General features: G+C 62.0%; 4 protein-coding genes and 1 pseudogene. All 5 read left to right on the forward strand.

The window, feature by feature from the left end; all coding sequences use genetic code 11:
- The first annotated feature begins 283 nt into the window (after positions 1-283).
- Entirely contained in the window at positions 284-931 is a 648-nt protein-coding gene (locus AWC07_RS11990; protein ID WP_085105082.1) for a GAP family protein, read from the forward strand.
- A 102-nt stretch (positions 932-1,033) separates the two neighbouring features.
- Positions 1,034-2,200 (forward strand): FAD-binding oxidoreductase, encoded by a 1,167-nt coding sequence (locus AWC07_RS11995; RefSeq protein ID WP_085105083.1) that lies wholly within the window; start codon positions 1,034-1,036, stop codon positions 2,198-2,200.
- 90 nt (positions 2,201-2,290) lie between these two features.
- Positions 2,291-3,181: an aldose 1-epimerase gene (locus AWC07_RS12000; protein WP_036417645.1), complete on the forward strand. Its 891-nt coding sequence runs from the start codon at positions 2,291-2,293 to the stop codon at positions 3,179-3,181.
- Between the two features lie 178 nt (positions 3,182-3,359).
- The gene (locus AWC07_RS12005; protein ID WP_085105084.1) at positions 3,360-13,421 is read left to right on the forward strand and encodes a PPE family protein; all 10,062 of its coding nucleotides are present in this window, start codon (positions 3,360-3,362) and stop codon (positions 13,419-13,421) included.
- A 122-nt stretch (positions 13,422-13,543) separates the two neighbouring features.
- Positions 13,544-13,700 (forward strand): annotated as a pseudogene (locus AWC07_RS28710) (hypothetical protein); the annotation flags it as partial.
- Between the last annotated feature and the right edge of the window lie 324 nt (positions 13,701-14,024).

The raw sequence follows: 14,024 nt of genomic DNA on the forward strand, positions 1-14,024 counted from the left end.
AACTCCGTTCGGGGTTACGTTTGGTGAAAAATGCTTGTCGGGTTATGCAACGCCGTCAAGGTTGAGTCTGTTCCGCTCAACTCTAGGATGCCGGCGAACGCCCGGCCATATGTCTGATACCACCTGGCTCAGCTTGGTAACAAGAGACCCCCGAAATCCGGGAAACTCGGCGGTGACGACGGCGATCACCTGGCGACGCCCGGACGCTCAGTCCCCCCGTGACGGCAGGTACAACACCACGACGTCAGCTACCGTTCGCGTGACGGTCGGAGAGTCTTCGTAAATGGTTGAAGTACTGCCGCTCGCCCTGTTGATCACAGTTTCGCCGCTGCCGATCATCCCGGGAGTGCTCGTCTTGCACGCGCAACATCCGCGCGAGGGCGGCTTGGCCTACCTCGCCGGCTGGCTGCTGGGCCTGGCCGGGCTGACCGCGATTTCCATCAGTATTTCCAACCTGCTGGGCGGCCTGCGCGAATCCCCGCCTGCGTGGGCGAACTGGCTGCGGATCGTCGTCGGCACAGCACTCATCGTGTTCGGCGTCATCCGTTGGCTCACCCGCCGCGGTCACGATCACATTCCGGTCTGGATGCGCACACTCACCTCCGTCACCCCAACGCGGGCGGCGCTGACCGGAGCGGCGCTGACCGTGATCAATCCCAAGGTGCTATTGGTCTGTGCGGCAGCGGGATTGGCAATCGGCACCGACGCTTTGGGTAACACCGGGACGGTGATTTCCGCCGCGCTCTTCGTCCCCGTCGCCGGATCGTCGGTTACGCTTCCGGTGCTGGCTTACGCTGTTGCCGGCGCGCGCCTCGACGCTCCGCTGGAGCGACTCAAAACCTGGATGGAAAAGCACAACACCGCGCTGGTGGCGGCCATCCTGCTGGTGATCGGGTTAGCAGTGCTATACAAGGGCATCCACACCCTATGAGCCCCGGCGGGCTGCGGTCGCCGCTGTGTTTCCCCGCCAGAGTCATTCGAGGATATTCCAGACCGCTGAGCACCACGCCCGGCAAGCCTAGAATCGGGGTCCGTGGGCCTTGAGGACCGGGATGCATTGCGGGTGCTGCGCGACGCATTCGCCCCTCCGGAGGGCCTCAACGAACTCGTCCGCCGGTTCTACACCAACTGGTTCGCCCTCGACGTTTCGGTACGCGACCTATTCCCGCCCGAAATGGACTCTCAGAGAGCCGCTTTCGCGCATGCGCTGCACTGGGTGTATGGCGAGCTCGTCGACCAGCGCGCCGAAGAACCGGTGGCCTTCCTGGCCCAACTCGGCCGGGACCACCGCAAATACGGCGTGCTCCCAACCCAATACGACACCTTGCGCCGCGCGCTGTATCAGACGCTGCGCTCCGAACTGCGCGACGCCTGGACTGGCAGCGTCGAGCGGGCCGCTGACCAATCGCTCAACCTGATCACCGGGGTGATGAGCGGCGCCGCTGACGCTGAGGAGGGGCCCGCTTGGTGGGACGGGACGGTGATTGAGCACACGCGAGTGTCACGTGACCTCGCGGTCGTCCGCCTGCGCCTGGACCAGCCGCTGCACTACCACCCCGGCCAGTACGTCAACGTCCATGTCCCGCAATGCCCCCGCCGCTGGCGATACCTCAGCCCCGCCATTCCCGCCGACCCGGGCGGAGGGATCGAGTTTCACGTCCGCGTGGTGCCCGGCGGCCTGGTGAGCAACGCCATCGTCAACGAGACCCGCCCCGGTGACCGGTGGCGATTGTCCAGCGCGCATGGCGACTTCCACGTGGACCGCGACGACGGCGATGTGCTCATGGTCGCCGGCAGCACCGGCCTGGCACCGCTACGGGCACTGATCATGGCCCTCAGCCGGTTCGCGGAGAACCCGCGAGTCCACCTGTTTTTCGGAGCTCGTTATTCCTGCGAGCTTTACGACCTGCCCATGCTGTGGCAGATCGCCGCACACAATCCGTGGCTCTCCGTCTCGCCGGTCTCGGAGTATCCCCGCGACCCGTCCTGGGCCGCCGACTACCCCGACGTGTCCCCGCCGCGCGGCCTGCATGTGCGTCAGACCGGGCGGTTGGCCGACGTGGTCACCAAGTACGGCGGCTGGGGCGACCGGCAGATCCTGATCTGCGGTGGCCCGAACATGGTCCGCGCGACCAAGGCCGCTCTCATCGCCAAAGGCGCACCGCCGGAACGTATTCAGCACGACCCACTGTCGCAGTAGGGTGGCGCCGGGCCGCGGTGCTGGCCCATACCAGAAACGCCGGCGGCGGAAGCCGCCAATCAGGCCAGGCCGGCCGATTAGGCTGGCGGGGTGCACCTCGTCACGCTGCGCGACCCATCCTCCCCGGTGGCAGCACAATTCGTGCCCGCGGCCGGGATGATCGGCAGCGCACTGACCGACGAGGGTGTGCAACTGCTGGGTCAACGAAAAGGCCTGGACGCCTACATCACCGCGGGAAAGACGATGGGGATACCGATTCTGTATCCCTGGGCGAATCGGCTGGGCGCCAATACCTATACCGCCGAAGACGCGACGGTGACGCTGACGCCGGGAGCAAACGGAGTTCGCACCGACCCCGCCGGGCTGCCTATCCACGGCGTCTTGGCCGCATACCCGGGCTGGCGGGTCACGACCGAATCGGCGAACGAGCTGACCGCCGAGCTGGATTTCGGCGCCGACCCGAAGTTGCTGGCCACCTTCCCGTTTCCGCATATGGTCGCCATCGCGGTGCTGCTGGCCGAGCGCACGCTAACGGTGCGAACCACGGTGACCGCGACCGGGGACCGAGCGGTGCCGCTGTGCTTTGGTTTCCACCCGTACCTGCGGCTGCCGGGTGTCGCGCGCGGCGACTGGGTCATCGAAACACCGCCGCTGCGCTATCTGTACCTCGACGAGCTGCGATTACCTACCGGCGAGACGGCCGACCGACCAGCGATGTCACAGCAATTGCGGGACGAGGCCTTCGACGACTGTTACGACCAGGTTGGCGATGGTTCGGTGTTCGCGGTCTCCGGTGGCGGCCGGCGCCTGGAAGTGCATTTCGAATACGGCTTTCCGGCGGCGCAGATCTTCGCGCCCCTTGGTGAGGACGTGGTGTGCTTTGAGCCGATGGCCGCGCCGACGGACGCGTTGCGCCGCGGCGGTTACCGGCTCGTGCGGCGAGGCGAACCTGCGGTCGCCCAATTTTCAATCCGCGTGTGAAGCGCTATTAATGCAAAAAAACCCGGGTACACCATCTCTGAAGTTTTTCTCCGAATCAAAGACGGTCCGCTGTCGCATCTCCCAATAATCGTTACGCTAGGACACTCACGGACCCGATGGATGCGACGGCATCACCTGCCTCTGCGACGGTGCCCAACGGTTCCAGGCAGGAGAGCTGATGAATTTCGCGGTCTTGCCACCGGAGATCAATTCGGCGCGTATGCATCTCGGCGCCGGGCTGGGGCCGATGCTGACCGCGGCGGCGGCCTGGGACGGGCTGGCCGTCGAGTTGGGTTCGGCTGCGACCTCTTTTTCCGCGGTGACCACGGGACTCACGGGTTCTCTGTGGCTCGGTCCGTCCTCGGCGGCGATGGCCGATGCCGCCGCACCCTACCTGGGCTGGTTGAATGCCGCGGCGAACCAGGCCGAGCAGGCGGCCGTCCAGGTACGGCTGGCCGCAGCCGCGTTCGAGGCAGCGCTGACGGCCACGGTCCATCCGGCCCTCATCTCGACCAACCGCAATAAGTTTGTGTCACTGGTGTTGTCGAACCTGCTCGGGCAAAACGCGACCGCAATCGCCGACGCTGAAACTCAGTACGAACAGATGTGGGCTCGGGACGTGGCCGCGATGTTCGACTACCACGCCGGGGCGTCCGCGGCTCTGTCGACGTTGACGCCGTTTCCACAGACGCTGCGGGGTCTGGCCAACCTGGCGGGTCCGACGGCGAGCGCGTACGGGACTGCCGCTGCCGCGGTCAACGCGGCCGCAGCCGCAGCGCAGGACATCACCGTCCCCTTCCGCAACGTGGGCTTGGCCAACGTCGGCCAGGGCAACCTCGGCAACGCGAACATCGGCGACTTCAATTTCGGCTCGGGCAACACCGGCAGCGGAAACATCGGCAGCGGAAACATCGGCAGCGGAAACATCGGCTTCGGCAATTCCGGCTCACTATTGACAGCGGGCATCCGCAATATCGGCTTCGGAAACACCGGCAATAACAACATCGGTATCGGTAATACCGGCGACAACAACATCGGCTTCGGAAACACCGGCAACGGGAACATCGGTATCGGCCTCACCGGGGACCGCCTGCGCGGGTTCGGCGGCATGAATTCCGGCACCGGTAACGTTGGCTTCTTCAACTCGGGTACCGGCAACGTGGGAATCGGGAACTCGGGCAGCGGCAACTGGGGCATCGGAAACTCGGGCAACGGCTACAACACGGGCATCGGCAACTCGGGCGACGTCAACACGGGCTTCTTCAACTCCGGCATCGTCAACACCGGTATCGCCAACTCCGGCAGCTACAACAGCGGCAATTGGAACTCGGGCAGCTTCAATACGGGCGGTTTCAACGTCGGCGACTACAACACCGGCTGGATCAACTACGGCAACTACAACACCGGCATCCTCAACGTGGGCGATGTCGACACCGGCGCTCTTATCTCGGGGAACTACAGCAACGGCATTTTGTGGAGGGGCGATTACCAGGGCGGCGGCCCGGGCATCGGAAATACGACGGGCATCCCGTCGTCGGGCTTCTTCAACTCCGGCAGCGGCAGCACATCGGGCTTCTTCAACTCCGGCGCCAACAATTCGGGCTTCCTCAACTCGTCGACGGGGACCATCGGAAACACCGGAATCGATAACTACGGCGCGCTGCAATCGGGCCTGCTGAATACCGGGAACACCATCTCGGGCCTGTTCAACGTCAGCACGCTGAGCCTCACGGCAGCGGCCTTCGTCTCGGGCGCCGCGAACACCGGCAGCCAAATGTCCGGCTTCTTCGGTGGCCCGTCGAACTTCAACATCGGCTTCGCCGACACCGGCAGGCTGAACTTCGGCAACGCCAACATCGGCAGCTTCAATCTTGGCAGCGGGAATGTCGGCAGCGTGAACTTCGGCAGTGGAAATGTCGGCGACGCCAACCTGGGCAGCGGAAATTTCGGTTTCTTCAATGCCGGCTTCGGGAACTTGGGCAGCTATAACATCGGCTCGGCAAATCTGGGCAGCTACAATATCGGCCCGGCAAACCTCGGTGAATTCAACGTCGGCTTCTGGAACGCCGGCGACAGCAATCACGGATTTGCGAACACCGGCGACAACAACCTCGGCTTCGGCAATACCGGCAGCAACAACATCGGCGTCGGCCTCACCGGTACCGGCCAGGTCGGGTTCGGCGCCCTGAACTCCGGCACCAACAACGTCGGCCTGTTCAATTCCGGTGCCAACAACATCGGCCTGTTCAACGCGGGCACGGGCAACGTGGGCGTCGGCAACACCGGCACCGGCAACTGGGGAATCGGCAACCCGGGCACCGGCAATACCGGTATCGGCAATACGGGCAGCTACAACACGGGCCTGTTCAACGCCGGCATCGTCAACACCGGCTTCGCCAATGCGGGCGACTACAACACCGGAGCCGCCAACAGGGGCAGCTTCAACACCGGCTGGTATAACCCCGGCGACTACAACACCGGATGGGCCAACCTCGGCGACTACAACACGGGCGCGTTCAACACCGGAAACGTCAACACCGGCGCGGTCAACTCCGGCGATTTCAATAATGGCTTCTTCATCAGTGCCGACAACCAGGGCCAGATCGCCGTCAACTTGAATATCACCACTCCGACCGTACCCATCGATTTCGAGATTCGAATCCCGATCTACAAGATATATCACCTCGGCGGGCAAGTATATACCATTCCCGGCTTTTATTACCCTAAGACGGCTTTCGGAAACTTCTATCTCGGCCCGATGACCATTCCGACGTCCACGATCTCCGCGCCTTACGTGACCCTCACTACCGGCAGCCCCACTACCGCGATCGAGATATCTCTCCACGGCGCCCTCGAGGGGCGGACAATCCCCATCATCAATATCGCCGCGGCACCGGGTTTTGGGAATTCGACGAGTGGTCCGTCGTCGGGGTTTTTCAACAGTGGGTTGGGCAGTTCGTCGGGGTTCAGCAATTTTGGGGCCAACAATTCGGGGTGGCAGAATTTCTCGACGGGGGTGCTGGGGAATTCGGGGTGGCGAAATGTGGGTGCGTTGCAGTCGGGTGTGGCGAATCTGGGCAACACCATTTCGGGCTGGTATAACACCAGCACCGTCGATCTGGCCAGCGTGGCCCAGGTTTCCGGGGTGGCCAACATCGGCACCGATCTGTCGGGGGTGCTGCACAGCGCCTCGGGCACGCTGTTCAACGCCGGGCTGGGCAATGTGGGTCAGCTCAACCTGGGCTGGGGTAACGTCGGCAGCTTCAACCTGGGTAGCGGCAACATCGGCGACTACAACCTGGGCAGCGCCAATATCGGCGACTACAACCTCGGCAGCGCCAACATCGGCAGCGCCAACATCGGGTTCGGCAACGCCGGTACTGCGGTGGTCTCGGGGCTGGGCAACCTCGGGATGGGCAACACCGGCAGCCACAACCTGGGTTGGGGCAACACCGGGGTCGGCAATATCGGCTTGGCCAATACCGGCACCGGCAATATCGGTATCGGGCTTAGCGGTGATCATCAGGTCGGGTTCGGCGGATGGAACTCCGGCGCCAACAACTTGGGCCTGTTCAACTCCGGTGCCAACAACATCGGCGTGTTCAATTCCGGCAGCGGCAACTTCGGTGTCGCCAACTCCGGCAGCTACAACACTGGCATCGCCAACACCGGCACCACCAACACCGGCTGGTTCAACTCCGGGGCGGTCAACACCGGCCTGGCCAACGCCGGCAGCTACAACAGCGGCTGGTACAACACCGGCACCACCAACACCGGCATCGCCAACCCCGGCGAGCACAACACCGGCTGGTTCAACACCGGCACCTACAGCACCGGCATCGCCAACGCCGGCACCCTCGACACCGGCGCCTTCATCACCGGCGACCTGGACAACGGCCTACTCTGGCGCGGCAACTCCCAAGGCCTCTACGGCGGCAATTACACGATTCATGTGCCCCAAATTCCCGTCAACGTGAACGGGACGCTCTTCATCGATATCCCCATTACCACGGCCTTCGACGGCAACACCGTCTACAGCGGCATGACCATCAGCGATATACCCTTCGGGTTTACCAACCATGTAGGTCCGATCCCGGCGCTGGTAGGCACAATCAATGCCCTGTACATCCCGCAAATCACGCTGGCCAGTCCTACGCCCGCGCCGCAGGGAACCATCGGCTCGCCGAGCACTTTGCTACCTATCACCGGGTACGGCACGATCGGTCCCTTCGACATCACCATTTTCAATTTCGGGATGGTGCCCGGCTACGGAAATTCAACCACCCTGCCGTCGTCGGGCTTCTTCAACACCGGATTAGGCAGCTCGTCGGGATTCCTCAATGTCGGCGCCAATAATTCGGGCTGGCAGAACGTGTCCTTCGGGAGCGTCGGAAACTCGGGGATCAAGAACTGGGGTTCGGCGCTGTCCGGGGTGGCGAACCTCGGCAACACCATGTCGGGCTGGTTCAACACCAGCACGCTGGACCTGTCCACACCGGCCAACGTTTCCGGATTCCAAAACGTAGGCGCCAACCTGGCGGGCTTTTTCCGTGACTACGTCACCAATACCACCGATTTTAACATCGGCCTCGGTAATTCCGGCAGCTTAAACGTAGGTTTCGGCAATATCGGCGACTACAATTTCGGCTCGGGCAACAGCGGTAGTTTCAACTTCGGTAGCGGTAATATTGGACTTTATAATGTGGGCCCCGGCAACGTGGGTAATTACAACGTCGGGTCCGCGAACCTGGGCAGCTACAATACCGGCCTCGGAAACTTGGGCGCGAACAACTTCGGCCTGGGGAACCTGGGCGATTTCAACGCGGGCTTCGGGAACGCGGGATTCGCCAACATCGGCTTCGGGAACACCGGCACCGGCAATATCGGCATCGGGCTCACCGGCACGGGTCAGGTCGGGTTCGGCGCATTGAACTCCGGTACCGGCAACAGCGGCTTGTTCAACTCCGGCACCAACAACGTCGGGCTATTCAACTCCGGTACCGGAAACGTGGGTATCGGAAACTCGGGCACCGGTAACTGGGGCGTCGGCAACTCCGGCCATATCAACACCGGCTTGCTCAATGCCGGTGATGTCAACACCGGATTCTTCAACGCCGGCAATGTCAACACCGGCATGGTCAACGCCGGCGGTTACAACTCCGGAAGTTTCAACGCCGGCAGTTTCAACACGCTCGGATTCAACGTCGGCAACTACAACACGGGCTACCTGAACACCGGCGACTACAACACCGGTTTGGCGAATTCCGGCAACGTCGACACCGGTGCTTTCAACCTGGGCAGCTACTCCAACGGCGTCTTATGGCGAGGCGACTACCAGGGCTTGGTGGCCATCGACTACGAGATCGTCATTCCCGACACCGCCATCCCGGCGTATCTGAGTCTTCAGGTACCGGCCAATCTCCCATTCAGCGGCACATTCGGCTCCCTCGTTCTGGAGAGCTTCACGCTTCCCAAGTACACCGCCGATGTCAAAATACTCGGCTTTCTGAAGTTGCAGGCAGTCAGCGTCGGCCCGATCACCATTCCCAACATTTATATCGACCTGCCGTCGTTTTCCGGAACTCTCGGCTCACCCAGTTCTGTTCTGGAACTCAGCGGTCCCGGCACCATCGGACCCATCAGGATCCCGATCGTCCACATCCCGGCGGCTCCAGGCTTCGGAAACTCGACCACCGTACCGTCGTCAGGCTTCTTCAACACAGGCAACGGCAGCTCATCGGGAATCGGCAATGTGGGCGCCAACCTCTCGGGCTTCTGGAACGCGGCGTCGGGCGGGTCGGGAATCTCTGGGTACAAAAACCTTGGCGACCTGCTATCGGGCGTGTCCAATTTCGGCAATACCGTTTCGGGCTTCTTGAACACCGCGACGACGAATCTCACCATAGCCGCCGACGTGTCCGGTATCGGAAACACCGGCAGCCACATTTCGGGTCTATTCAACGGTGCGTCGAACATCAACCTGGGGTTTGCCAACCAGGGTAGCTTCGACGTAGGCAGCGGAAACACGGGCAGCTTCAACCTGGGAAGCGGAAACGCCGGCAGTGACAACGTCGGCTTCGGAAACTTCGGCGACGGCAATATCGGTACCGGAAACTGGGGCAGCCGCAACATCGGTCCCGGTAACTGGGGCATGCACAACATCGGCCTAGGGAACTTGGGCACCAACAACGTCGGCCTGGGCAACCTGGGGGACTTCAATGTCGGTTTCGGAAACGCCGGCAACTCCAATATCGGCTTCGGGAATACCGGGACCGGCAACATCGGCATTGGGCTCACCGGTACGGGCCAGGTCGGATTCGGTGCGCTGAACTCAGGTAGCGGCAACAGCGGCTTGTTCAACTCGGGCACCAACAACGTCGGCTTGTTCAACTCGGGCACCGGAAACGTCGGCATCGGAAACTCGGGCACGGGCAACTTCGGCATCGGCAACGCGGGCACCGCCAACAGTGGCATCGCCAACCCTGGAATCGGCAACTGGGGCTACGGGAACCTCGGCGACTACAACACCGGCATCGCCAATTCCGGCAGCATCAACACCGGCATCTTCAACACCGGCGACGTCAACAGCGGCATCGCCAACCCGGGCGACTACAACACCGGCTCCTACAACACCGGCAACACCAACACCGGCATCGGCAACGTCGGCGATTACAACACCGGCTGGTTGAACACCGGCGACTACAACACTGGGTTGCTCAATTCGGGCGACGTGAACACCGGCGTTCTCATCGCCGGTAACTACAACAACGGCTTCCTGTGGCGGGGTGATTACCAAGGTCTGATCGGCTTCAAAGCCGGAATCTATATTCCCGAATTCCCGTTGCTGAATCTGGGTTTGGGCCTGCCAGTGAACATTCCGCTCAACCTCGGCATCACGGACCTCAACGTAACCGGCTTCACCATCCCCGAGTTCAGGGTGGGCGTCTTGAACTCCGACTATCTCAGCGTCGACATCGGACCCATCGTCATCCCCACCATCACCGGCGTCCTGCCCCAGCTGACCGCCCAAATCGGCTCACCAACCACGTCGGTGGCTGCCATTCTCACCAGCGGCGTGGGCCCCATCGACGTGACGTTCATCGATATTCCCGCGCGGCCGGGTTTTGGGAATTCGACGAGTGGTCCGTCGTCGGGGTTTTTCAACAGTGGGTCGGGCAGTTCGTCGGGGTTCAGCAATTTTGGGGCCAACAATTCGGGGTGGCAGAATTTCTCGACGGGGGTGCTGGGGAATTCGGGGTGGCGAAATGTGGGTGCGTTGCAGTCGGGTGTGGCGAATCTGGGCAACACCATTTCGGGCTGGTATAACACCAGCACCGTCGATCTGGCCAGCGTGGCCCAGGTTTCCGGGGTGGCCAACATCGGCACCGATCTGTCGGGGGTGCTGCACAGCGCCTCGGGCACGCTGTTCAACGCCGGGCTGGGCAATGTGGGTCAGCTCAACCTGGGCTGGGGTAACGTCGGCAGCTTCAACCTGGGTAGCGGCAACATCGGCGACTACAACCTGGGCAGCGCCAATATCGGCGACTACAACCTCGGCAGCGCCAACATCGGCAGCGCCAACATCGGGTTCGGCAACGCCGGTACTGCGGTGGTCTCGGGGCTGGGCACCCTCGGGATGGGCAACACCGGCAGCCACAACCTGGGTTGGGGCAACACCGGGGTCGGCAATATCGGCTTGGCCAATACCGGCACCGGCAATATCGGTATCGGGCTTAGCGGTGATCATCAGGTCGGGTTCGGCGGATGGAACTCCGGCGCCAACAACTTGGGCCTGTTCAACTCCGGTGCCAACAACATCGGCGTGTTCAATTCCGGCAGCGGCAACTTCGGTGTCGCCAACTCCGGCAGCTACAACACTGGCATCGCCAACACCGGCACCACCAACACCGGCTGGTTCAACTCCGGGGCGGTCAACACCGGCCTGGCCAACGCCGGCAGCTACAACAGCGGCTGGTACAACACCGGCACCACCAACACCGGCATCGCCAACCCCGGCGAGCACAACACCGGCTGGTTCAACACCGGCACCTACAGCACCGGCATCGCCAACGCCGGCACCCTCGACACCGGCGCCTTCATCACCGGCGACCTGGACAACGGCCTACTCTGGCGCGGCAACTCCCAAGGCCTCTACGGGTTCAACTACACGATTACCGTTTCCGAACTCACCGGGTTCTTCGACCTCTCCGTGTTCGGCGATATCCCGGTAACCGCCACCGTCACCCCGGCCGACGTCGAAGCCTTCACCATTCCGACAATTCCCTTCAGCGGACTCAACGACCATCTCGGCGGCAAAGTCGAAGGCACGGTTGGCCCCATCTCCGTATCAGCCATCTCCTTCAGCATCGGCAGCCCCGCGGTGAACCTGCATTTCGGCAGCTCCGACGGTTCGCCGGTGGTGGACATCGGTGGTGGCGGCAGTGTCGGCCCCATCTATATTCCGCTCATCGACATCCCGGCCAGTCCGGGCTACTTCAACTCCACCATGCTGCCGTCGTCGGGTTTCTTCAACGCCGGCACGGGCAGCTCTTCGGGCTTCTTCAATTTCGGTGCGAACAATTCGGGCTGGCAGAATGTCTCCTTCGGAAGCCTCGGGAGCTCGGGGATCAAGAACTGGGGTTCGGCGCTGTCGGGCCTGGCGAACCTCGGCAACACCATGTCGGGCTGGTTCAACACCAGCTCATTGGATCTGTCGGCCCCGGCCCATGTTTCAGGACTCCAAAACATCGGTACCGACCTGGCGGGCTTCTTCCGCGACGGCACGAGCACGGTATTCAACGTCGGGCTGGCCAACCATGGCATCGTGAATTTCGGCAGCGCCAACATAGGCAGCGACAACCTCGGCAACGGAAATGTCGGCAGCTTCAACGTTGGCAGCGGCAATATCGGGGATGACAACGTCGGCAGCGGCAACCTTGGCAGCGCCAACTTCGGCAGCGGCAACATCGGCAGCGGCAACATCGGGTTCGGAAACGCCGGTAGCTCGTTGACGGCCGGACTGAGCAACATCGGGATAGGCAACACCGGAAGCCACAACTTCGGCTGGGGCAACACCGGAGACGGCAATATCGGCTTCGGTAACACCGGCAACGGCAATATCGGTTTTGGTCTCACCGGCGACAACCAACGCGGCTTTGGCGCCTTGAACTCCGGCAGCGGCAACATCGGGTTGTTCAATTCCGGAACCAACAACATCGGCATCGGCAACTCGGGCACCGGCAACTGGGGCATCGGCAACTCCGGCAACTACAACACCGGCATCGGCAATTCCGGCAGCACCAACACCGGATGGTTCAACTCCGGCACCGCCAACACCGGGATCGCCAACTCCGGCAACTACAACACCGGTTTCTACAACGCGGGCGAAACCAACACCGGTAGCTTCAATAGCGCAGACCACAACTCGGGTGGCTTCAACTCGGGCATGTACAACACCGGCTACTTCAACGGCGGCGACTACAACACCGGCATCGGCAACACCGGTGACGTCAACACCGGTGCCTTCAACTCGGGCAACTACAACAACGGCTTCCTCTGGCGAGGCGATTACCAGGGCCTGGTTCAACTCTCCTACAAAGTCACAATTCCCGAATTCCCGTACCAGGGCGACGTGCATGGTGACGTCGTGTTACCAATCCAGGGCACCATCAACGAAATCACCCTGGACGCGTTCACCATTTCAAAGATCCGGATCAAAGTCGTCTTGCACCAATGGCCGGGAATAAATATCACCGTCTATGACGGTGATATAGGCCCTTGGACCATTCCTGCGAATGTGCTTTCGACTCCGATTCATCTCGATGACATCGTTCGCACAACGTTCGGAAAGTCCGGCGGTGGCACCGCGGGCCCGTACACCTTCGGTTTCGACTTCGTCCAGGGACCGGGATTCTTCAATTCAACGACGACTCCGTCGTCGGGCTTCTTCAACTATGGCAGTGGTAGTTCGTCCGGTTTCTTCAACTCCGGCGCCGGTGGTCTATCGGGAATCATCAACACCGGGACTAACCATTCGGGCATCTGGAACGCCGGGGGACCGGAGGATTCGGGCTTCTTCAACTACGGTGCGCTGGAATCGGGCCTGCTGAACAGGGGAAACACCATATCGGGTGTGTTCAACACCAGCACGGTGGATCTCGCGACACAGGCATTTGTATCCGGCGTCGCAAATATCGGCACTCAAGTGTCCGGCTTCTTCCACAACGTCATGCTGCCGTGACTGTCGTTCGCCCGCTCACGCTGACTCGGCTCACGATTCGGGGTTTCGGAGCGGGTGGACCCGTTGTTTTTCGTGTGAGCTGCTGGGATTTGCGCACTGGGGTCGGGGGCGGGGCTGTCTTGGTCGGCGTCATCGCCGCACGCGCCGGTGCGGGATCTGATGAGCATTACGCGCAGTTGGCGGGTCGCCACGGTCAACCAGCTGCGCACCGCGGTCAAGCTCGAACCGCGACCCGAACCCGATCCTCGGCGGCAGCCGCAGCCCTCGATCACCAAAACCTACCGATCAGGCCACGCAAATCGGTAAAGATGTCATGGAACACGTGCCTAAAGGCTCAAGACTAAATTCCTTGGTCGATAGGCTTAATCAATTGCACATCGACAATCAGCAACAGGCCGCCGAGGCGGCAGACGCGGCGAAAGCGGCGTGGGGTCAGACCGCGGGAATTGTCGACGGCCCGAATGGGTCGAAGCTGGTGCTACCAGTTGTCCCGCAGGTCGGGGAAGCTATCATGGTAGCCCCGTCTGGAACGCTTTCTGTATTTCGGGGCGATCTCTTTCAGTTTTTGCCGAAGTAGTGGAGTAGTAGGCGATGGATGTAACT

Source organism: Mycobacterium gastri, assembly GCF_002102175.1.
Taxonomy (GTDB): Bacteria; Actinomycetota; Actinomycetes; order Mycobacteriales; family Mycobacteriaceae; genus Mycobacterium; species Mycobacterium gastri.